Source organism: Roseivirga echinicomitans, from assembly GCF_001592935.1.
In the GTDB taxonomy this organism is placed as follows: Bacteria; Bacteroidota; Bacteroidia; order Cytophagales; family Cyclobacteriaceae; genus Roseivirga; species Roseivirga echinicomitans.
The window spans coordinates 63,965-86,542 of sequence record NZ_LRDB01000050.1; the positions used below are offsets into that span (position 1 = coordinate 63,965).

General features: G+C 39.4%; 16 protein-coding genes. 7 read left to right on the forward strand and 9 right to left on the reverse strand.

Annotation, left to right across the window (positions count from 1 at the left end; genetic code table 11):
• Positions 1-44: 44 nt before the first annotated feature.
• Positions 45-2,399, forward strand: coding sequence for an ABC transporter permease (locus tag AWN68_RS14505; protein ID WP_068417148.1), 2,355 nt, complete (start codon positions 45-47; stop codon positions 2,397-2,399).
• 121 nt (positions 2,400-2,520) lie between these two features.
• On the opposite strand, the gene AWN68_RS14510 is transcribed toward AWN68_RS14505, so the two are convergent.
• The 5 genes from AWN68_RS14510 to AWN68_RS14530 form a co-directional block, all read right to left on the reverse strand.
• A complete protein-coding gene (locus AWN68_RS14510) occupies positions 2,521-3,846 on the reverse strand; it encodes an amidohydrolase family protein (protein WP_068417149.1) in 1,326 nt (441 codons plus the stop codon).
• A 9-nt stretch (positions 3,847-3,855) separates the two neighbouring features.
• Positions 3,856-5,220, reverse strand: a complete 1,365-nt coding sequence (locus tag AWN68_RS14515; RefSeq protein ID WP_068417152.1) for an amidohydrolase — start codon at positions 5,218-5,220, stop codon at positions 3,856-3,858.
• 11 nt (positions 5,221-5,231) lie between these two features.
• The gene (locus AWN68_RS14520) at positions 5,232-6,932 is read right to left on the reverse strand and encodes an amidohydrolase family protein (RefSeq protein WP_068417154.1); all 1,701 of its coding nucleotides are present in this window, start codon (positions 6,930-6,932) and stop codon (positions 5,232-5,234) included.
• 282 nt (positions 6,933-7,214) lie between these two features.
• Positions 7,215-8,501, reverse strand: a complete 1,287-nt coding sequence (locus tag AWN68_RS14525; RefSeq protein WP_068417155.1) for an OmpA family protein — start codon at positions 8,499-8,501, stop codon at positions 7,215-7,217.
• Between the two features lie 342 nt (positions 8,502-8,843).
• Complete coding sequence (locus AWN68_RS14530; RefSeq protein WP_068418506.1) at positions 8,844-11,312, reverse strand: zinc-dependent metalloprotease; 2,469 nt, start codon at positions 11,310-11,312, stop codon at positions 8,844-8,846.
• 121 nt (positions 11,313-11,433) lie between these two features.
• On the opposite strand from AWN68_RS14530, the gene AWN68_RS14535 reads away from it, so the two are divergent.
• From AWN68_RS14535 to AWN68_RS14550, 4 genes are all read left to right on the forward strand, one after another.
• A complete protein-coding gene (locus tag AWN68_RS14535; protein WP_068418509.1) occupies positions 11,434-12,339 on the forward strand; it encodes a sterol desaturase family protein in 906 nt (301 codons plus the stop codon).
• Between the two features lie 113 nt (positions 12,340-12,452).
• Positions 12,453-12,860, forward strand: coding sequence for a hypothetical protein (locus AWN68_RS14540; protein ID WP_157716241.1), 408 nt, complete (start codon positions 12,453-12,455; stop codon positions 12,858-12,860).
• 48 nt (positions 12,861-12,908) lie between these two features.
• Positions 12,909-14,063: a DUF3095 family protein gene (locus AWN68_RS14545; RefSeq protein ID WP_068417158.1), complete on the forward strand. Its 1,155-nt coding sequence runs from the start codon at positions 12,909-12,911 to the stop codon at positions 14,061-14,063.
• Positions 14,064-14,115: 52 nt separating this feature from the next.
• On the forward strand, positions 14,116-14,907 hold the full coding sequence (locus AWN68_RS14550) for a TIGR00266 family protein (RefSeq protein ID WP_068417160.1): 792 nt from the start codon (positions 14,116-14,118) through the stop codon (positions 14,905-14,907).
• A 67-nt stretch (positions 14,908-14,974) separates the two neighbouring features.
• Here AWN68_RS14550 and AWN68_RS14555 read toward each other — a convergent pair whose 3' ends face one another.
• From AWN68_RS14555 to AWN68_RS14565, 3 genes are read right to left on the reverse strand one after another with little or no spacing between them, the layout of a single operon-like run.
• Positions 14,975-16,849, reverse strand: a complete 1,875-nt coding sequence (locus AWN68_RS14555; protein ID WP_068417161.1) for an Nramp family divalent metal transporter — start codon at positions 16,847-16,849, stop codon at positions 14,975-14,977.
• Positions 16,850-16,867: 18 nt separating this feature from the next.
• A complete protein-coding gene (locus AWN68_RS14560) occupies positions 16,868-17,365 on the reverse strand; it encodes a thioredoxin family protein (RefSeq protein ID WP_221405731.1) in 498 nt (165 codons plus the stop codon).
• Between the two features lie 8 nt (positions 17,366-17,373).
• Positions 17,374-19,686, reverse strand: a complete 2,313-nt coding sequence (locus tag AWN68_RS14565) for a TonB-dependent receptor (RefSeq protein WP_068417168.1) — start codon at positions 19,684-19,686, stop codon at positions 17,374-17,376.
• 99 nt (positions 19,687-19,785) lie between these two features.
• Between AWN68_RS14565 and AWN68_RS14570 the strand changes: the two genes are divergently transcribed.
• The gene (locus AWN68_RS14570; RefSeq protein ID WP_245658016.1) at positions 19,786-20,469 is read left to right on the forward strand and encodes a metal-dependent transcriptional regulator; all 684 of its coding nucleotides are present in this window, start codon (positions 19,786-19,788) and stop codon (positions 20,467-20,469) included.
• A 3-nt stretch (positions 20,470-20,472) separates the two neighbouring features.
• On the opposite strand, the gene AWN68_RS14575 is transcribed toward AWN68_RS14570, so the two are convergent.
• A complete protein-coding gene (locus AWN68_RS14575; RefSeq protein WP_068417173.1) occupies positions 20,473-22,098 on the reverse strand; it encodes a M1 family metallopeptidase in 1,626 nt (541 codons plus the stop codon).
• Between the two features lie 166 nt (positions 22,099-22,264).
• Between AWN68_RS14575 and AWN68_RS14580 the strand changes: the two genes are divergently transcribed.
• Positions 22,265-22,516: a hypothetical protein gene (locus AWN68_RS14580; RefSeq protein ID WP_068417177.1), complete on the forward strand. Its 252-nt coding sequence runs from the start codon at positions 22,265-22,267 to the stop codon at positions 22,514-22,516.
• Positions 22,517-22,578 lie beyond the last annotated feature (62 nt).

Sequence of the window (22,578 nt, forward strand, 5' to 3'; positions counted from 1 at the left end):
TTTCGTTTTCACTAATGACCAATTAACTAATAAACCGACACGCTATGCTACGAAACTATATAAAATCAGCTTTTACTAACCTAAAGAGAAACACTGGCTACACACTTTTAATGATCTTTTCATTGGCTTTGGGCATGTACTGTTTTGTAATGGCAGGGCTCTATGTACGCTATGAATATTCCAGAAACCTCAATCACGCAAATGCAGATAGGGTGTATAGGGTTATGCTAGATTATGAGCGATATCATCAATATATATCAGCGGATATGGTAGCAGAAATGCCAAATGTAAGCCCAGATATTGAGGCAGTCAACGTGATTAACTCCTATAACGGAGAAGTCTATTTAAGTAAGGATGAACAATCTTTCATCAGACAAGCAAAGGCCTTTTATACTGACGCCAATGTATTCGATGTATTTAGTTTTCCACTTAAATATGGAAATCCTGAAAATGCCTTGGTGGGTACAGGTAAAATAGTGATTTCCAACTTTTTGTCAGAAAGGCTATTTCCAAATGAAAACCCAGTAGGCAAGGAAGTTTTGGTTCATGAAAAAGGAACGTTCTTAATTAGCGGAGTGCTTGAAGAAGTGTCTGAATTATCAATATTAAATCCTGGGATCTTCTTTTCAATGGATCAGTTTGTGGCGGACACTAAAGCCAGTGGTAATACAGATGCAATGCTAACGCATGTTTTGTTAAAAGAAGGAGCTGACCTTAATCGTTTTAAAGTGAGCTTGCTTAGGACTGCCCAAACTATGGCGCCTACGGAAGGATTGAAAGGTATATATACTGAAAAACTAGCGGACGCCTATTGGGGGAATTCTATCTATGATTATGGTGCGCAGTACTATTCTCTTTTTGGGGCTTCCAAAAAAATGATAAAGACTGTATTATACGTTAGCATAGGCGTATTGCTTTGTGCCTTTTTGGGTTACGTAGCCATTGCGTTGAGTTTATCCTTAAAAAGGGCGAAAGAGGTAGGGGTTAGAAAGGTAAATGGTGCGAATGTTAGCACCATTCGAAGTCAATTCTTAGTTGAATCAGTAATTTATGCGGCAGTATCTTTACTGCTAACTGTTGTTGCTTTAGAGATTTCTGGGAAGTGGGTTTCCGATTTGCTTCAAGTACCTATTGGTCTGCGGATGGATCAACCTGAGGTGATTGTATTACTAATCGCATTTACACTTTTCACAGGTCTTATTGCGGGTTTATATCCTGCATTCATAGTTTCTAAATTAAACCCTGTAAAAGTACTTTCTGGTTTTTCAAGTCCAACAGGTTCAGGCTTTGTGATGAAACGGGTTTTGCTTACAACGCAATTCGTGATTACCATCTGCTTGGTTTTCGGAGTTTATGTTCTGAAGCTTCAAGTTTCTGAAATGGCCCAATTCGATAATGGCTATACGACTGAGAACATCCTGTCTTTCGACAATACAAACCCAGAAATGAAGAAGAATAGCACAGTGCTTTTAGAGTCGTTGCGTTCAGTGTCTGGAGTGGTAGAAGTAGCCAAAGGTCCGTTTCCGCTTAATTTTAATGGTTTTTCAAAAGTAAAGATTCAAATAGGGGATAGCCTTATTCAAGATAATCCTTCTAGAATATTTGTGTCGGAAAACTTCTTTGAGACTATGGAGATTAAGCTTCTAGAAGGAGGTTCTTTCAATGGAGTATCAGATGAAAGTTCTTGTTTAATTAATGAGAGTTTTGTGGCTCAACATGGCTTAGTAAATCCATTAGGAATGACTTTGAGTGTTGATGGAAAGCCAAGAATAGTCATTGGCGTAGTGAGTAATTACGCAGACTGGGGTGTGAGTAACCCAACTCCGATGAGCCATGTGTTTTTACCCGCTGTTGACACGAAGTTCCATAGTTATTTACTGAAGATTTCTGACAATAATCAGGCTTCAGTTATGGCACAGTTAGAAGCGGTTTGGGAAACTTTTGACCCAGTTAAAGACTCGCGTATCTATGCATTAAGTGATAGGGTACAAGGTTCCGTTCAGAAGGTATCTAAAATCTCAACGCTCTTTAGCATTTTGGCGGGAGTAGTGCTTCTGCTTTCCTTTATGAACCTTTTCGGGATGGCTATTATGTTTGCTAATTCCAAGATGAAAGCAGTGAGTATTCGTAAAATTCTAGGGGCAAGTGTTCCTGAATTACTGGGAAGGTTGTCACTTCCTTTTCTCTATAGCCTTATCATCGCTTTACTGATTGCTTTACCTATTGGCTATTATTTGATGGAACAATACCTGCAAGACTATGCGGTGAGAATAAGTCTTAATGCCAGTCAAGGCCTTATCGCTGGTGTCTTTATGATTGTACTGCTATTCGTAGTTATCGGCTTTAAAATGCTTCAGTTTAGCAAAACCAATCCGGTTGAGGTATTGAGGAAGGAATAAAAAAGCTGAAAGTCCGAAGACGGGAGCCCACTCTTAACTAATAACTAATAACCCATAACTCAATAGGACATAAAAAAAGCGACTATCACTAGTCGCTTTTTTTATGGTATTAGAAATAAGATTATTTCTTAATGATTTTAAGCGCAGGGTCATTCTTTTTAACACCTGGAGTTCTATCTAAGAATTCGTCAAACAATCTGATTTGCTGAGAAGTCATTGGTACTTTATAACCGTCAATGAATAAGTCAGTAATCTTAGTAGCAGTTTCAAATGGATCGCCAGTAGAAATAAACACGTTTGCTTTCTTTCCTACTTCAATTGATCCGATACTATTAGAAACGCCTAAAATCTCAGCAGCATTGATAGTAATGGCTTTCAATGCTTCTTCTCTACCCATTCCGTATGAAGCTGCGAAGCCTGCATGGTAAGGTAAGTTTCTAACATTTTCAGTATCACCAGTACGCAAGGCTACTTTAACACCTGCAGCGCTCATGATTCCTGGGTTTGCATAAGCTGCATCATATTTATCAGAACCACGCGTTGGAATAGCTTGAATAGGGCCAGCAATTACAGGAAGCTTAGACTTAGCAATTTCATCGGCTACTCTCCAGCCTTCAGAAACACCAGTGATAACAACATCTTTGTAACCTCTAGATTTTACCCAATCAATAACTGCAAGGATATCCTTTGCAGCATTAGCTTCGATGAAAAGTTTCATCTCACCTTTAACAACAGGTACCAAAGCTTCGATTTCAGGGTAGTTTCTTACATCATCTGAATTCTCAATTTTAGCATAAAGCTCTGCTTTGTCCCAAGCATCGTTTACTTGCTTTAAAGCTCTTTCAGTAGCTTTTGCTTGCTCTTCAGGAGATCTTCTTCTGAAACGACCTCCACCAGCGGTAGAAGGGAAGTTCATGATGATTCCTTTTGCGCCAGCGAACATTTGATCTGGAGTGTAACCAAACAAGTTAATTGCAGCCGCTGTTCCTGGTAGGAATCCTCCGCTAGGAGTAGTCCATACTGTAGTAACACCACTTACACGGGTTACTGGAATAACAGCTGAATTTGGGTTAACCGCAGTTAAGGCTTGCATTTGAGGTGTTAAAGCTCCGCTTTCGCTAAAATCTTGTGACACATCAATACTACCGATTTCTGATAAACCTACTTTAGTACCAGAATCAATCATGCCTGGGTAAATTTCTTTTCCCTTGCAGTCAATTACTTCAGCATCATCTGGAATTCTAACATTGGCGCCAACAGCTTCGATAATGCCATTGTTAATAATCAAAGTACCGTTCTCAATAATACCGTTGGTTACAGTATAGATCTTGGCATTTGTAAGCGCGAATTTACCCGCTCGGGCTTTCATTACTTGGTCGTCTTCTTGCCCAAAAGAAAGAAGTGGAACCATTAAAGCGATTATGAGTATTTGGAATATTCTTTTCATAGCTACTTTCTATTTTTTGTTGGAGAATAATGCCTCGAAACTAACTACACCTTCTTCCATGCATCTGTCTTCATCAAGACGATTGAAAATAGTGATATTTTCAACAGACTCTTCAGGGTTAACATAGATACGCTGGTCAGCTATATCATTGGCTCTATCAAAGTATTTTACACCATCCACGAAAGTCATTACTGGAATAGCATAAACAGATAGGGGATGACCCTCAAAGATTGCGATATCAGCATCTTTTCCTACTTCAATTGAACCAACTCTGTTGTCGATACCTAATTGTTTGGCAGGGTTTAATGTGATTAAAGAAAGGGCTTCATCATCGCTTAAGTCACCATATTTCTGCGTTTTAGCAGCTTCATGGAATAAGTGACGAATCAATTCGCCAGAATCAGAGTTGATAGAAGTCAACACGCCATTTCTTGTAAGAATAGTAGCGTTGTAGGCTGTCGACCAGTATACTTCTAATTTATATGCCCACCAGTCAGCAAAAACTGAAGCGCTTGCTCCAAATTCAGCCAATTCAGAAGCTACTTTGTACGCTTCGTTTGCATGTTGGAAGGTGAGTTTCTTGATTCCGAAATCAGTGAAAACTTTCAACAACATGTAAATCTCATCCGCACGGTAAGAGTGGCAATGCACCAAAACTTTACCATCAAGAATATCAACCAAAGTCTCCATTCTTAAATCATATTCTGGAGCTACTTTTCTTGGGTTTTTGTCTGCTTTGTAAGCAGCCCATGTAGATCTGTAAGCAATAGCATCGTTAAATGAATTTCTCAACATAGCCTCAACGCCCATACGGCTTGAAGGCTGAATGCCACGAGAACGACCACCTCTAGTTGGGTTTTCACCCAAAGCGAATTTAATTGTTCTTGGAGCATCTTCGAACTTCAATTCCTCAGGATTAGAAGTTCCATAACGAAGTTTTAAGGTTTCGCTTTCTCCACCAATTACGTTAGCAGAACCGTGAAGTGCGTGCGTAGAAGTTACACCTCCAGCCAATGCTCTATAAATAGAAACATCAAATGGATCAATAACATCGCCCATGTTTACTTCAGCTGTTACTTGGCTTGTGCCTTCGTTAACAGAGCTAAGAGCAATATGCGAGTGTGCATCGATAATTCCAGGCATAATGAACTTACCTGTAGCGTCAACCTCTTGAACTCCATTGGGAGCTTTAAGATTTTTTCCAATTCTAGAGATCTTGCCGTCTTTAATGAGAACGTCTGTATTGTCCAAAGTTCCTTTGGTAATGGTCAAAACGGTTCCATTCTTAATCAGCACATCTCCTTTCTTTACCTGAGCTTTTGCAACAAAGCCAGTAAAGAGAATAAGTGTTAGTATTAAAATATTCTTTTTCATGTTTTCAGATTTTATTGGCCGTCTTTAGTAGCACTCATCGGAGTAGAGAAATTGAAAGCAGAAACTGTAACCTCTGCATCGTATTGGTTGCCAGTAACGGTTCCAGAAACAACTAATTCAACAGATTGACCTCCTGCATCTATCATAAAGATGAAGCTAAGTGTGCCATTGGCAAAAACTATTTCTTGCATGTTGGCATCAGGGGCACCGTCATTGCTGGTCATTGAGCCAGTATATGTACCGCCATCTTTAGCGAAAGTCATTTTACCAGTAGAGGCACCTTGAGGTGTTTCGAAGTTATAAGACCAAGTCCCAACAATTGGGTCATTTCCAGCAGCAGCAGACCCTGCTCTGTTACCATTTCCTGCTGCACTTTTCTCTTTGATTTCGAAGTCATACTTATCACCATCCACAAACATGAACTTGATTTGAGAATCTTTAGTGAAGTAAGGAGCATTGCTCACCATAATGTTGGCAATTTTACCAGTTTCTACAGTTCCTGTGATCTTATCAATTCCCAAAATGCCAGCAGCATTTGTGGTAAGGGCAGCAAGAGCATCAGTTTCACTTAAGCCATTTTCTATCATGGTCAATAAGTTGGCCTTTACTTTAGTGCTTGTCACATCAAGTGAAGAAAAACCAAATTTCACACCTGAAGTGGCAAGAGAAGCAGCTTGGCCTACGTATTTTTTGTAGAAGTCTACTTTTCTAGCTTCTAACCTTTTGGTTTCTTCTGTCATCTCATCTAAATCTTTTCCTTTCGCTTCTTTCGGAGCATCAGGTAAATCTAGAGACAAGAATACACCTGTACCGTTGTCTTTGAACATTTGACCTAAATCCCATGCTTGTTTTACATTACCAACCATCAATTTAAAACCTAAGTCTTTTTGTAACCTAATGGCTCTCTGAACTTCAAGAACACTAGATACATCAAACATTACTGATTGTTGTTTTGTAACAACAGGGAAGAAAGCCTCAGTCACTCTGTCTCTTTCTGGTCTTTCAATACCACTTGGGTTTTGAGCATATGAATCATAATGCTTTTTGTTGTTTTCAGCATTACGATAAAGGTTTCTCCATTTGGCCATAATTCCCAATACATTGCCTGGGTAAGCACCTGGAGCACCTGCGAATTGGGTGAACATAGAGATATCTTTAGATAGCACAAGCTCATCAGCGTGTTTTTTATCTCCTAAAAGGATGATAGAACCTGAGCCAGGAAGCATTCTTCCGAAAGGCACAGAGTGAGAAACTCCGAATCCTTCTTTTCTCAATGAAGCGATTGTGTTGCTTTCAATGTCCAATTGATCCAAAAGACTATGCTCTGGAGTTATTCCTGCATAATCGTTTGGAGGATCTGGGCTGAAAAGGTTATTTGGGCGAGGCATGTTTTCAGGGCGTTTTGCACCTGTGTTAGACAAACCGTCAATAAAGGCAGCATAAACAAACATGTCCTTGCCGTCAATTACTTGAGCATTTTTAGGTACCGTTACATTGGTGCCTACGGCCTGAATTAGGCCATTTTTAATCACTACGGTTGCTCCTTTTAACTCCTTACCAGGTGCTTGAATCACCGTTGCATTGGTGATGGCGAAGGTTCGGGTTACTGCTGATTCTCCGGATGGATCACTTTGAGCATTTAAGCCAATTGTGCTTACCGTTAGCAGCATAAGGAAAACCGCGCGAATGGTTTTCGTAAGTAGTAGTTTCATTCTTAGCGCTTTGAATTGTTGAAAATTAAAAACCTAATATATAAGAAACTACGGCACTTTTTCAAAGCCAAATATAGGAGTGGTAAGATTCCAATTCGAAGACATCCATAATTATCATTATTCTTCAATTGGAGGCGTATATCAGTTGAAACTCAGAGTTATTACTAACTATTTAGTGATAGGACTTACTTTGAAAACCCTTTCAAAATTTAGTTGGAATAAAAAAAAATGCCCACCCAAATTTTCTGAGTAGGCATTTTTAAGACTTTATAGTTCTTATGATTACTTGTTACTGATAATAAAATCGATATCAACTCTTCTGTTCAGCGCTCTTTCACCTGAAGTGTCGTTATCAGTTCTAGGGGCTCTTTCTCCGAAACCTTCAGCCATTAATCTATTGGCAGCAATTCCTTTGCCTATAAAATACTTTCGTACAGTTTCTGCTCTATTTTTAGATAACTGGTAATTGTAATCTACAGAGCCCGTATTATCTGCATGACCATTGATGTCAAGCTTCATACTAGGGTTATTCTGTAATACATTCAGAATGTCATTTAATGCTTCGTAAGAAGCTTGAGTCAAAGTTGCTTCATCTAGCTCGAAAAGAATGTTTTCAGCAGCTTCGATCAATTTGACTTTAATATGCTCTTCTGATTCAGGAATCATCGATTCAATGGCTTGTTGTGTACATCCGTTTATTATACCATATGTGTTAGGGCAAGGGTCCTGTGAATCCACCACACTATCATTATCTGAATCTGGGCATCCACCTAATGCAGGGTCTCCTGCTGTATTTGGACAAGCATCGTAAATATCTGGTACTGTATCTCCGTCAGTATCTGGGCAACCATTTAATGTTCCAGCTACATTTGGACATGCGTCATAAATGTTGGCTACACCATCGTTGTCGTCATCATCCAATGGACAACCATTGTTAGAAATAGGCCCAGCCATTTCGGGACAGGCATCATCTCTATCGAACACACCATCTTCATCGCTGTCCTTGTTTCTTTTAAAGGTGAATTTTACACCAAGCGAGTATTGCATGTAGTTATAAGTGTCGTCAATTGAGTTTTTGAAAGTGGCCTGTGTAACAAGGTCTGTTTTCGGGTTGACTCTCCAGTTTAAACCTGCGGCAAATGGGATCATCGCATGAGATTCTTGAAATTCCCCAAAGTAGTATTCTTGGTCATCTAAATTTGTCATTCCAAAACCGGATGAAATAAAAGGAGAAACTCGGGCGTCTTCAGGTAATATATAACCGTTATTAAACTTGTAGGTCAATCGGGCATCTAAATCTGTTACCGTTCCACGGAAAATATTGTCAAATCTTAATTTCCCTCGTGTTGCACTTAGTGCGGCATTAAAGCTAGGGTTAATATAAAGTTCAGAAGCCACCCTAATTCCAAATGCGTTTAGGTTACTTAAATCGAAGGGTCTTTCTAGCTCCTTTAGCTCAATCTTGTTATTGGTAACTCCGACTTCAAATCTTATTGGGTCATATTTTGTTTGAGCTGTGGTTGAAAGCGTAAACAAGCTCAAAATGAGTAATAGGTATATCTTTTTCATCTTTTCGAATTTTGGTTATACTCATATTGCGACCAGAATCCTGCCGACAGCGGCTTTTAACTCGATTCTTTCTTATTCGTAAATGAAAACTTATAATATTTATATTATTTAGGATTTAGTTGTGTATCGTTTTCTACACGACTGTGTAGTCTGCTTCTTAATGAGGGCTACATTAATGAACGAAGAATAACGAGTGATTGAACTAGGTTCAGGTTAAAATAGCTTGATCCAGAGGCCTGGGGGCTGAGATTAAGGGATTAGTATTCACTTTGAGCTATTGAAAACAAAAAGGCCTTCTCAGAAATTCCTGAGAAGGCCTTTTTAAAGAATCGATAACCTAATTTACTTCGGATCAAGAATTTCAGCTATTCGATCTAATAGATCTTCTAAATGAATTGAACTAGCCCTGTCTGTAAATTTGCCTTTATTACTTTTGATCTCTTGTTGAAGTGCTTTTAATTCGGATTTTACTACTGGACGAATATCCGATTGTGCAACATTCACTTGTCTTGCCTGGAATGAATTTGAATCAGTGGTCATTAACGATTCAAGCTTTTCAACAAACGATCTCTGTAAGTTTCTACGGTAAGTATCAATTTCATTACCTGAAGTAAGCTCAGAAAACAAACCTTTTCTCATATCACCAAAAAGTTGATAAATGGTATAGGTGTTTCTGCCTTTAAAGGCCTCTGCTTCAATTAATCTTTGTGCCCTAGTGGGGTCTAAAACTGAATTTAGGAAAGAAGACTGAGTTCCACTGATACGATTTACGGCACCATAGTTTTCAAGTCTTCTAAGCAATTCTTCATCAAGTAACCAATCAGGCGTACTGAAAGCATATTTCTGCATCCATGCCATGGCTTCCTTTTGATAAGTTTCTGGAACTACGTTGAATACTGAACCAGACTGATCAGCTGATTTCAAGTCTTCCGTAATACCACCGATCACGGTAGTTACATGTCCCGTGAAACGTCTCCATTGACCAATGATTTCACCATAGATTTCGTTGGTTTCAGTATAATCCTCACCAGCGGTAGTGGTCCAAGTCAATAAGTTAGGCACTACCTTTTTGAGGTTCTCCATTCCGTACATACTTGCCATTACAGCGTTATCGCCTAAATCTTCCGTTTGTGCTTCGGGGTTACTTCCGTTACTACTTCCAAAACGATACATTCTGTCATTGGCCTTTTCCATTATCCACTTGTCTAATGTGCTAGATTCGGCTTGTGGTGTATTGGCAGAAGGAATTACTCTATAGCCCCAGTTGATGGAATACTTATCGTAAGGACCAATTTTGCGGATAAAGCGAGTTACACCATCACCAGGTTGTGCAATGTAGTTTACACGAGCGTAATCCATAATGGTAGGGGCTACACCATATTCTTGCGTAAACTCAGGGTCTCTTAATTTTTCAACCGGGTAGGCTGAACTGGCTTTCATATTGTGAGGTAAACCAAGTGCATGGCCTATTTCATGGGCAATTACAGCTCTCATCATTTCACCAATCTCATCTTCTGGCACATCAAGGCTTCTTGCTAAAGGGTTTGCAGCGCCTGTCTGAATCATGTACCAGTTTCGATATGACCTCAAATGATTATGAAACCATACAATATCACTCTCAATAATTTCACCTGTTCTAGGATCGGCAGTGCTTGGCCCAACTGCATTTCTTGTCATGCTGGCTACGTAGCGCACCGTTGAATAACGAGCATCCTCTGGAGACCAATCTGGATCTTCCTCTTTGCTTGGAGGCTCTTTGGCGATGATGGCGTTTTTAAAACCAGCGGCTTCAAAAGCTACTTGCCAATCTTCAATTCCAAGTTTAAACCACTTTACAAACCTTTCTGGAGTAGCAGGGTCTAAGTAGTAAATAATAGGTTTGATAGGCTCAACCAATTCACCTCTAGCGTAAGCAGCAGGGTCTTTGGGTTCTAATCTCCATCTTTTTAAGAAGGTTTGTTGATCACCTTTTAGTTTTAGGGAGCTATAATTGATATTGCTTTGAGTAAACCAGCCAACACGCTCATCTGCCAACCTAGGCATCATTTTGTTCTCGGGTAATTTAATCATCGACTGACTTACTTCGACAGTCATTAAACCTAATTCAGAATTTGAAGGAGGTCTTCCTGCATCATAAGTCATTACCTGACGCACTTCTACGTTGATCGGGAAACTCTTTACCGAGGACAAATAACTCTTTTCGTTGTCAAGTCTACGTACTTGAAACTGCGTTCGCATTCCATTACTTATCGCGCTAATGGCTTTTGTGTCCTGGGTGAAGAATTTACTTACATCAATTAAGTAAGCCTCTGAACCATCTGGTTGTCCTTCTATTTTGAAAGAACCGATAATAGGGGACAAGTTGTTGTCTGCCACTGATTTAGAGATGGCATCCGTAGTGTCTGCTACATTGTTGAATGAAATAGACTTGAGTAGGATGTTTTCATTTAACTTCTCCCATTTTACTATTTGCTCACTCATTTTCCAACCACTGCCTATAAAACCACCGAAGTTTTCGGGTACTGCAACTACTCGAGTTACCCAAAGCATGTCCTTACCTAATTCCGACTTAGGGATTTCGAACATGACCTTATCGTCTTTTTGATAAAGCTTAAAAATTCCTTCATCCTCGGTAAGTCCTTTTACAAGGTCTGAGTAACCTTTTTCTTTTTTCTCAGGCTTAGTTTCAGGAGCCGTCTGCTCCGTAGTAGTTTCGTTCTTTTTTCTCTGGGCCTGTAAGTCCTCAGGTAAGCTGCCGATTGCAACAAAAGCCAAGGCTAAGATTGCAGTACTTCGTAATTTCAATTTCATAATAAAGTGGTTAAATGAATTTTCGACCAATAAGTAAATGAACATCCATTGGGATAATTCTGGAACTTTTATTTAACACAAAGGGTAAATGGTTATGTTAGTGGTCACAGATAAAATTGAAATGAACAGATATTGGGAATTAGCGAAGGAATCTTACACCGGATATGCAAATTATATCTGGAACGAAATCACCTTTCAGTATGACTATAAGCCCCTTTGGCAGAATTACTTTTGGGGATTAATTCTTTTGTCACTTTTCTTTTTTGTTTGGGAATGGCTTAGGCCTTGGAGAAAAGAGCAACCTAAATTTAGGAAGGACTTTTGGCTCGATGCCTTTTATATGTTCTTTAACTTTTTTCTTTTCTCACTTATTATATTCAATGCGCTGTCTGATGTTTTTGTAAACTTATTCAATGACTTTTTAGGCGTTTTTGGCCTTACTAATGTAGTCGCCTTAAAGATTGAAACGTGGCCCAAAATTGCGCAACTCTTTATGCTTTTCATCATTCGAGATTTTATCCAATGGTGGATACACAGGTTACTACATGCGTCACCAAAGCTGTGGGAATTTCATAAAGTGCATCATTCGGTAGAGCAGATGGGGTTTGCAGCCCACTTACGCTATCATTGGATGGAAACCATCGTATATAGAACTATTGAATATCTTCCGTTGGCCATGATTGGCTTCGGAATTGATGATTTTTTCTTCGTCCATATGTTTACCCTAGCGGTGGGGCATTGGAACCATGCCAACATCAATGTGAGATTGGGTTATTTAAAATACATTTTCAATAACCCTAACATGCACATGTGGCACCATGCCCATGATTTACCAAAAGAAAGAAGAACCGGAGTCAATTTTGGTTTAACATTAAGTCTTTGGGATTACATTTTCAGAACAGCCTATATCCCACATAGTGGAAAGGATATTAAACTCGGCTTCCCAGGAGTGAAGAAATTCCCAAAGAGCTTTATCGGTCAAATTTCGCATGGTTTTAATACGAAAGGTTCTTCCGAAAAGGAGTAGCCGTGTCGTTTTGATACGATTAGAGCATGAGTTTAAATGATGGCTTAGTATTTTTTTTGGACTAACTACATCATTTTTTCAATTTTTTGGTTTATCATGTCGAAGATAAAGCCATGAACAAACAAATAATCCGAAACGCCCAAAACGAGATTTTCTACGAAGCGAAGCTCGATCAAGAGAACGGTTGGATCTATATCAATTGGATTGGAGACATTGAACTTGAGGATGTTAAAAGAGGAACTCAAGCTTACTTGGACCTGCTTGCTATTTCCGGTTGTAGAAAGTTATTGAACGATAATAGTTTACTTACCAGTAATTTTTTGGAGATCAATGAATGGATAGAGGCCAACGTATTACCTGTGGCCGTTCGAACTGGTTTACGATACATGGCACATATACTCTCTCCCAAATTTATTGCTCGATTTTCAGGCATTGATTTAGGACTTCGTTTGAAACCCGTTGAATTCCATGCATTTAAAGAATTGAAGAAAGCGGAAAAATGGCTTAATTCTAAAAGTTAAATCGATAAAGTAATACATAGGCAAAGCTATCTCTACAGCACACTATAATTGTCAGACAATAAGTTCTATACTCGCCTTCCCATTCAAAAGAGCACAATTAGCCAGCTCTTGGCCAACGAAGCGATGTTTTCCCGTTGTCCGCCCGATTGGGTTGTGATCACCACAGATATTAAAAATTCGACCAACAGCATTAAGAATGGCAAACATCAACTTGTCAATTTAATTGCCACTGGGAGTATTATTGCAGGGTTAAATATTGCTCATAAAACAAATATCGAAATACCATTTTTCTTTGGTGGGGATGGAGCAGCTATGCTTGTTCCTTTGGCTTTAAAGGGAGAGACTTTAAACGCATTGCTTGAACATAGGCAGAATACAAAAAAGAACTTTGATTTAGACTTGAGAGTAGGTTCTATACCCGTTTCTGAAATCTATGAAAATGGTCATAATATAATGATTGCTAAAGCTCAAATCACCAAAACATTAGTATCGCCTGTTATTGTTGGTTCGGGTCTGCATTATGCCGAAAAAGTACTGAAAAATAGCCATTCCCCTCTAACGTTAGACACTAATCAATTGGGCTATTTATCGCTTGAGGGCATGAATTGTAGGTGGAATGAGATAAAAGCACCAAACACGGGGAATGAAGTATTAAGCCTTTTGGTTGATGTGATCGATCCAGCCGAACAACATGCAATGATGGCCAAAGTAATGCTGGAAATGGAAGGGATTTATGGTGACATCGCAAAGCGTAATCCCATTTCATTAGCAAAGCTCAATCTGAACCCAGGTTTTACAAAATTGCAGGACGAAATTAGGGTGAAGCTGGGGCAGAGAAGCTTCTTCCGAACCTTATCAGCCTCCATGATGACTTTCATTGGGAAGTCGTATCTATCGAACTCAAAAAAGGGGAAGCGATATCTGATTAATATGGTTGAATCTTCGGATACATTGGTGATTGATGGAAGAATTAACACTGTAATTTCTGGTACTACAGATCAGTGTAAATCACTCATTTCTAGCTTGGCTAAAATGGAAGATGAAGGGGAAATTCATTTTGGTTACCACATTACAAATGCCTCGATTCTTTCTTGCTATGTGAGAAGTATGGAGGCTGATCATGTTCATTTTGTTGATGGTATCGGGGGAGGTTATACCCAAGCATCGAAAATGCTTAAAAGCAAATATCAAAAATCACTTTAGTCCATTTGGAAGTACTCTCTTTTTTAAACATTTTCAAGTCAAATTATGAATCATGAGATCACACGAAATAGATTATGAATTGCATGGCGATGACATGCAAATGGTGGAAATAGAGCTTGATCCACAGGAAACAGTAATTGCCGAAGCAGGCGCCATGAACTGGATGGAAGAAGATATTGATTTTCAGGCCAAAATGGGGGACGGATCGGAACCAGATAACGGCATTTTCGGGAAACTACTAAGTGTCGGGAAACGAGTGCTAACTGGTGAATCCATTTTTATGACCCATTTCACCAATTTGGGTCGCGCAAAACGCAAAGTAACCTTTGCTGCACCATATCCTGGCAAAATTATTCCTATTGATTTAAATGAAATTGGTCAGAGTATTATTTGCCAGAAAGATGCATTTCTTTGTGCCGCTATGGGTACAAACGTTTCTATAGCCTTTAGTAGGAAGCTAGGCGCTGGTTTTTTTGGTGGCGAAGGTTTTATTCTTCAGAAACTTAAAGGTGATGGAATGGCATTTATGCATGCCGGTGGTACCGTAGTGAAACGCCAATTGAATGGAGAAACACTTCGTGTTGACACAGGTTGTATTGTAGCTTTTTCTCCCGGTATTGATTATGATATTCAGCGAGCAGGTAACTTGAAATCTATGTTTTTTGGTGGTGAGGGGTTATTCTTGGCTACATTGAGAGGTACTGGGACAGTTTATTTACAAAGCTTACCATTTTCTAGATTAGCAGATAGAATTATTCAACATGCACCAAGAGCAGGTGGTTCTTCAAAAGGAGAGGGCTCTATTTTGGGTGGCCTTGGAAGGATAATCGATGGTGACCGATAAACAAAAAAAGGCATTAAGCAGGAAATTCCGCTTAATGCCTTTTTTAATCCTAAATCATCAGTTGTGCTTAGCTGATGATCAAAATAGGAATACTTACTTTGTGACGCACGACATCTAAGGTGGTTCCGAAAACCAAATCCTTAAGGCCTTTGTGGCCGTGAGCGCCCATAACAAGCATATCGATATCGTTCTCCTTCACAATTTTGACAATCTCTGTTGGCGCACTTCCAAAGCCAATTTTTTGCTCCGTTTTATAGCCTAGCTCTTCCAACATTTTCTGATATTGCTTTAGGTTATCAATATCAAGTTGAGTTTCATTATCAAGGGTATTCTTACCTAAATAACGCGCAGCAGCACTCTCTACCACATGTATGAAAATGTAAGTAGCGGATTTCCCTCCCTGTTTTAATGCGTTCTGAATGATGGTTTGGTCATTGCCAGAGAAATCAATAGTAATACCAATGTGCTTGTATTCAATAATCAGTTCTTCAGAAAAGTCTTCAGCTTGTCCATGCGGTAAATGGTTAGTTTCATTAGGCTCTTCTTCTTTATTTTTGTTAAGGAAAGGGTGGATAAACACATAGACCAATAACGCGAGACAAGCGAGGGCAATAGGGATGACAATAGTGTATATATAAACTTTATTATCACCAGAGTTAATCGCCCAAGAGCTGATTTCATCAATAACCAAGGTGATATTTAAGTACACAATGATGGCTGCTATTAACCAAGCAAGTCCTTTTACCCAAGGTTTGATCGCAAATTCTCCCATCATTTTTTTGTCTGAGTTAAAATGTATGAGTGGAATTACAGCGAACCCCAATTGTAAACTCAAAACTACCTGACTAAGGATCAAGAGACTTCCTAAGGCTTCTTCACCAAAATAGATAATGGTAAATAAGGCAGGAGCAATAGCCAATAATCGAGTAATCAACCTTCTGAGCCAAGGCTGAATTCTTAAGTTCAAATGTCCTTCCATTACAATTTGACCTGCCAGTGTGCCCGTGATTGTTGAGCTTTGGCCAGCAGCAATCAAAGCAATGGCAAAGAATGTTGGTGCAATGCTACCAAAAAGATTTTCCAATAAAATAGAAGCATCTTGAATTTCGGCCACATTATAAAAACCATTGGTATAGAAGGCGGCAGCAGCTAAAATTAGAATGGCAGCATTAACAAAAAACGCCATATTCAAGGCAATCACAGTATCAATGAAATTGTACTTAATCGCCTTTTTTAATCCTTGAAAAGAGCGATCAATTTTTCGAGTTTGAACTAATGAAGAATGTAAGTACAGGTTATGGGGCATCACCGTAGCCCCAATAATACCGATAGCGAGATATAATGCGTTTCCGCCTAGGTCAGAAGGAACAAAGCCCTTCACCACATCGCCATACACAGGCGCAACGACAATCATTTGTATGATAAAAGAAACACCTATGATAAAGATCAAAGAAATGATAAAAACTTCCATTACCCGCATTCCCTTTTTAAGTAGGAAAAGGAGCAGAAATGTATCTAATGCGGTAATACTCACCCCCCAAATCAAGGGTAGGTCGAACAATAAGCTTAAACCAATGGCCATCCCCACAATCTCAGCCAAGTCGCAAGCTGCAATGGCTATTTCAGCTAGAATATAAAGAGGAATGTTAGCCCATTTTGGATAGGCATTTTTAGACGCTTGTGCTAAGTCTAGGCCTTTTACAATCCCTAAACGGGCACTTAACGATTGGAGCAACAAGGCCATTATATTGGACATGAGTAACACCCAAATTAGCTTGTAGCCAAATTCCGACCCCCCTGCAATATCGGTTGCCCAGTTTCCTGGGTCCATATAGCCCACACTTACTAAATAGGCAGGGCCTAGAAATGCTAAAACCTTTCTCCAACCTTTTTTGTCGGTGCGTACCGTAGAGTGGACTTCGCTTAACGATTCTGATTTCATATATAGGTCAAGTATATATTAGTTTTCTAATATCTCAAGCATCTGTTGAGCATCTAAATATTGGAAGTAACGGGCCGTAGCTTCGAAATTCTCATTCAATACAACCATGGCGGGTAGTGAAAAAGGCTTCCCCTTTCTGCTGGCCATCATCAAAGGGATTTCGTGGACAGACATTCGTTTATTGGCATTCTTATTCTTGAATTCAGTGTTGCCAAAAATTATAGTATCCTCTGATTCAATATTCATTTTTACCACATAGTAATCTTTATTAAAACGCTCTATGATGGTTGGATCTTCAAATACATTACGATCCATTTTATGGCAGTAAGTACACCAATCAGCATTGAAGTAAACAAAAACCTTTTTTGGGTTTACTTTAAGTGAGTCTTCCAGTTGCTCAAAGTTGAGCCAGTTTATCTGATCTGTTTTTTGAGCGTGTAGCTGATTCGGTCCAGTGGCCATAATACTTGACCAAAGCAAAAATATTGTCAATATGTTTAATGTCCGTTTTGCCATGCTGAAAACTAGTTGGATTTCACTTTTAGTCCAAAGAAAAAGGTACGTGGCAGGCTTGGGCCATAAACATAATTGCTATCCCTGTTTTTACCGTAGTCAAAATCACTCTGATATGCATCGAAAACATTTTTAATTCCCCCAAAAAACTCAAGACTGGTATCGATTTTAGGTATATCTACCATATGTCCAAGCCTTATTCCTAACTCTGTAAAAGTAGGAGAGCTGTAGTATTTGTCTTCGCTATTTCCAGTGGCTGAGCCTCCAAAATGAACCAGTTCCATTGTGCCTGTATAAACCAAGTTCCCACTTAAGGACCAGTTTTTTACTGGTGTATAAGTAAGTGTAGCATAACCGTAATGGTTTGGGGTTCTTAAAAACTCACGCTTTTCAGGCAAACCCTCAATGTTTTCAACTGGTGAAGTAAATAGACTCGATTGAATGGTGAAACCAGCGTCTACTTCAAATACATAATCAAAATTGGCTCTGGTTTCTAAGGTGATTCCACGCACCGTAGCGCCATCGCCATTGCGCTTTTCGAAACGCTCACCAAAGGCATCTGTCCCTAATGGAGACAAGAAGAAGGCATCCTTTAAATTGGTATAAAACCCTTCTAGGGTGAAGCCCGCAATAACGTGCTCAGTGGCTTTGTCGTAATTAAAAGAGGCTGTTAAACTATTTGAACGCTCTTCTTTCAGATTGTCAGCCAATGAAATTCTAGAAATTCCACCCCCAGCAAAAGCGATATGAAGATCAGCATCAAAGGCCTGCGGTGCTCTAAACCCAGTACCCCAACCCAACCTTATCTGCGCTGTTGGTTTTAGTTTATAAAGAAGCGAGACCCTAGGACTAAAGATGGCCTTGTCCATTAAATTGTGTTTGTCTAGTCTAAAACCTGTAAGCAGATTTAGTTGAGGACTAACATCCCAGTCGTGCTGAACAAATGTCCCTATATTCCTTGTGGTTTGATCAATAAGGTAATTGTAAGCCTCAATTTGATCGTATACTTTGTCGTGGACATATTCGGCACCAAAAGTTAAAACCGCATTCCCGCCTAAAAACTCATCAAACCTATTATTCATTTGAACGCCTCCTTGATGCGTCACCACATCTGAAGTACCGTAGGGAGGATTGGCAAGGAATTCTTCGAGCGCTGGACTGTTATCAGGAATGATACCCGTGTAATGCTGTCTGTCCGTCTTTTGCCCTCCATAATAGAAAATGAAAGAGTTCTTATTTTCATTAAAGTTAACCTGATAGTCTAGGCTGCCCATAAAAATATTATGCGTCCTTTCTTCAGATTGTTGAGCCAAATGAGCAGGTTTACTTACTATTTCTCCACCAAAGCGATACTCGTTGATGCTACTCAGGCTTATGGAAAGCTTTTGATCTTTGCTGGGCAAATAGAAAAGGTTAGTTCCGAAGGATGTGTTTTTTAATTCTGGTGCCTCCGAAAAATTGTCACCGTTGGCATCATAAGCTTGCCGCGTTCTGTTGTTCACAAAAAAAGTTGCTCCAGCATCTTCGTCCTCATTAATTAAAGTGGCATTTCCTGAAAGGATATTGTCTGCAGCTTGGCCATCTATACTTTGAAAGGTGTTGGTAAGTGTATATTCATTTCTATCTGGAACTTTAGTAATCACGTTTACTGTGCCACCAATAGCGCTTGATCCATACAATGCCGAAACGCCACCCCTTACTACTTCAATCCGCTCAATCATGTTGGCAGGAATCTGTTCCATTCCATAAAGACCAGTCAATGGACTGAATATTGGTCTGCCATTAATCAGGATTTGAGAATAGCCACCTTGCAAGCCATTCATTCTGAGTTGGGTATAATTACAGGTTTGGCAATCCGTTTCAACACGTAAGCCAGGTTGAAAGCGTAGGCCTTCCGATAGATTTGTAGCAACAACCCTGTCCAATTCCTTGCTGTCCATCAAGTTGACAATTACAGGAGTGTTGACTCTTCTTTTGGCAGTTCTTGTCCCTGTTACCACTACTTCATTAAGATTTAATTTACTTTCTGTTAAGCTCACATCAAGTGTGAGCTCTTTCCCTTCAACGATTTCAATGGCTTGGCTATAGTTTTCATAACCCACCGAACTAACCATGAGATTATATTTCCCTTGAGGTATTTTTTCGAATTTAAATCTACCTCTTGCGTCTGTGCTGGTACCAATATCAGTACCAGCTATAATTACGGTGGCATAGGCGAGAATATCATATTGGTCATGAACAGTACCCGATAAACTACTCGTTTGGGCAAATGAAGATGAAGATAAGCAAATCCCTATGAGTGTAATCAGTATTTGATGCTTCATAAATGATGGCCTCTAGAGTAATCGATTTTATTAATTTGAATTACAAAACTAATATGTTAGAGTCTTCTAACAAATGTTTTCTAAACAAATTTTATACTTTTGCTTTCACAGAGAAGAAAAGACATGGCTTCACAAACTGAAGAAAATTATCTAAAGGCATTATACTCGCTATCCGTTGGGAAAATGGAGGTTAATATTTCTGAATTAAGCGCGGCCCTTAATGTGAGTAATCCCACCGTAAACAGTATGGTAAAAAACCTTAAAAGCAAAGGTTTGGTGAAGTATGAAAAGTACAAACCAATTTCGCTTACAGAAAAGGGGAGGAAAGCGGCTGCATTAATAGTCCGTAAGCACAGGCTTACCGAAATGTTCTTGGTTGAGAAAATGGGATTTGGCTGGGAGGAAGTGCACGAGATTGCAGAGCAATTGGAACATGTGAATTCGTCTGCACTTTTTGAAAGGATGGATGAGCTAATGGATCACCCTTTGGTCGATCCGCATGGTTCACCAATTCCTGATAGGCAAGGGAATATCTCAGAATCTGCATATGAGCCACTTAGCAAATTCAGTTCAGGCAGAAAGGTCAAGCTTGCAGCCCTTGGTCACTCTTCCACTGAGTTCTTGAAATTCTTGAACAGCCGTGAACTCAGTTTAGGGACCGAAATAGAAATCAAATCCATTGAAACCTATGATGGGAGCATGGTTTTAAGCTATCAAAACCATGCTTCGGAAACTTTCACTAAAGCCGTTTGTGAAAGCCTATTGGTGGAAAGAGTGGGTTAAATCTTACTTTTTGATCTCTTTGTTAGTAACGTAATAGTTACGATCAACTTCCACTGTTTGAATGGTGCTATCAAACTTTTTAGTTTGTGCTTTAGTGGATGGTTTAATCCTTACTTTTTTCCCGTTTACCATAATATCCAACGGCATATCAAAGCCATAGACGACCTTTTTCCACTGATAAGTAAGTTTGCTTCCTTCAATGCTATATTCAAACTCAGGAATCATGGTGTCCCTCAAATACTGGTCAAACACTTTAGATAAGTTGATTCCAGCCTTTTTAGAAATGTAATTCTCGATTTGAGCTGTGGTAACCGTTTGGTGATAGAACTCCTTGTTTAAGCCCCTTAAAATTCCTCTCCATTTTTCATCATTTTCAATAATGGTTCTGATGTTGTGGAGCATATTGGCGCCTTTATAGTACATATCGCTCGAACCCGAGGCGTTTACTCCATAGGTTCCAATTATAGGCCTGTCATTTACTATGTTTTTACGTATGCCAACCGCATAGTCTTGGCTTGCCTCTTTACCGAAATGGTAATCCACATATAGATTTTCTGAATAAGAGGTGAAGCCTTCATGCACCCACATATCAGCCATGTCTTTATAAGTGATGTTATTAGCAAACCACTCGTGACCAGATTCGTGAATAATGATAAAGTCGAATTTCAGGCCCCAACCGCTTCCACTTACATCGCGCCCTAAATAACCATTGGCATACTTGTTACCATAAGTGACAGAGCTTTGATGTTCCATGCCCAAATAAGGTACTTCCACAAGTTTATAGCTGTCTTCGTAAAAGGGGTAAGGGCCAAACCAATGTTCGAAGGCTTTCAACATAAGTGAGGCCTGCTTAAACTGTTCTTTGGCCTTATCTAAGTTTTCGCGCAGCACATAATAATCGCAATCAAGTGGGCCGTTTTCTCCATCAAAAACCTCCGAGAAATGCACGTAATCCCCAATGTTCATATTCACTCCGTAATTGTTAATGGGGTTATCCACGAACCAGTTATAAGTTTTGGTCTTATCCGCATTTTGATCTACAGACTTCAATCTACCGTTTGAAACGTTCATCAAATGTTCGGGTACTGTAACACTAATGAGCATACTATCTACCTCATCGTACATATGGTCTTTATTGGGCCACCAAAGACTTGCCCCATCACCTTGGCAACTGGTAGCAATAAAGTCTAAACCATTACTGTCTTTCTTCCAGGTTACACCCCCGCTCCACGGTGGGTTTTTGCTGATTACTGGATTGCCTTCAAACTCAATTAATATCTCATTAACGCTGTTTTTGGTTTGCTTTTGACCGAGTTCAATGAAATAAGCATTTCCATCTTGCTCTACTTTCAAATCCTTCCCCGCTTGCGTTACTTTCGTAATCCGCATCGGAGACTGCAGGTCAATCTGCATGCGTTGTGCAGACTTCAATACTTTATACTGTACCAAATTTGTGCCTTTCAAAAACTTCTGATCGATGTCTGTTTTGATGGAAAGGTGATAATAGGTCAAATCCCACCATTCGCGTTCAGGAGTGATGCTTCCCCGAAGCGAATCTTGTCGAGTAAAGTCTTGAGCACTTAAGGAGGCGCAGAAAAGAATGCATAGAAGAAGGTAGGTATGTCTCATTGCTTAAAATTTGATTGAAATTAAGAATTATTGGGGCCAGTTTGATTTCCATGAACGAATAAAAACCATAGAAAATTAAAAATGAATTATTAGTTTGGTTTTGAACGGCCTTTAGCTGTTCCGATGTTGTGAGGAAAACCTGTCTTTCGTAAACCATTTATCTCTTATGCTTACGCCTTTCGAAACAAAGATTCATGAATGCCTTATTAGCAAGCGGTATTCAAAAATCACCTATTTTAATGAGTATCAGGAGTTCCATTCTGTAGATGCTTTAATCAAAAGCATTGGCAATCATGAGGATAGCGACACTATTATTTTGAGTACTGGTGATGAAATTCGATTAGAAAAAGTGATCAGTATAAATGGACAATATGCTGAGAACTATAAGCATATCGAAGATTTCACCTGCGACTGTTAATGCTGTGTAACCTATGTTACAAAGGCAATTCATTTCTTTTAACTTTGGTTACCTTTGTTCTG

What these genes read in the sequence shown, in the direction of transcription:
- AWN68_RS14505 (WP_068417148.1), top strand. Translation starts at nt 45, where the DNA reads ATGCTACGAAACTATATAAAATCAGCTTTTACTAACCTAAAGAGAAAC.
- AWN68_RS14510 (WP_068417149.1), bottom strand. Translation starts at nt 3,846, where the DNA reads ATGAAAAGAATATTCCAAATACTCATAATCGCTTTAATGGTTCCACTT.
- AWN68_RS14540 (WP_157716241.1), top strand. Translation starts at nt 12,453, where the DNA reads ATGAACAAACAAATAATCCGAAACGCCCAAAACGAGATTTTCTACGAA.
- AWN68_RS14535 (WP_068418509.1), top strand. Translation starts at nt 11,434, where the DNA reads ATGAACAGATATTGGGAATTAGCGAAGGAATCTTACACCGGATATGCA.
- AWN68_RS14555 (WP_068417161.1), bottom strand. Translation starts at nt 16,849, where the DNA reads ATGAAATCAGAATCGTTAAGCGAAGTCCACTCTACGGTACGCACCGAC.
- AWN68_RS14525 (WP_068417155.1), bottom strand. Translation starts at nt 8,501, where the DNA reads ATGAAAAAGATATACCTATTACTCATTTTGAGCTTGTTTACGCTTTCA.
- AWN68_RS14520 (WP_068417154.1), bottom strand. Translation starts at nt 6,932, where the DNA reads ATGAAACTACTACTTACGAAAACCATTCGCGCGGTTTTCCTTATGCTG.
- AWN68_RS14515 (WP_068417152.1), bottom strand. Translation starts at nt 5,220, where the DNA reads ATGAAAAAGAATATTTTAATACTAACACTTATTCTCTTTACTGGCTTT.
- AWN68_RS14550 (WP_068417160.1), top strand. Translation starts at nt 14,116, where the DNA reads ATGAGATCACACGAAATAGATTATGAATTGCATGGCGATGACATGCAA.
- AWN68_RS14565 (WP_068417168.1), bottom strand. Translation starts at nt 19,686, where the DNA reads ATGAAGCATCAAATACTGATTACACTCATAGGGATTTGCTTATCTTCA.
- AWN68_RS14560 (WP_221405731.1), bottom strand. Translation starts at nt 17,365, where the DNA reads ATGGCAAAACGGACATTAAACATATTGACAATATTTTTGCTTTGGTCA.
- AWN68_RS14530 (WP_068418506.1), bottom strand. Translation starts at nt 11,312, where the DNA reads ATGAAATTGAAATTACGAAGTACTGCAATCTTAGCCTTGGCTTTTGTT.
- AWN68_RS14580 (WP_068417177.1), top strand. Translation starts at nt 22,265, where the DNA reads ATGCTTACGCCTTTCGAAACAAAGATTCATGAATGCCTTATTAGCAAG.
- AWN68_RS14575 (WP_068417173.1), bottom strand. Translation starts at nt 22,098, where the DNA reads ATGAGACATACCTACCTTCTTCTATGCATTCTTTTCTGCGCCTCCTTA.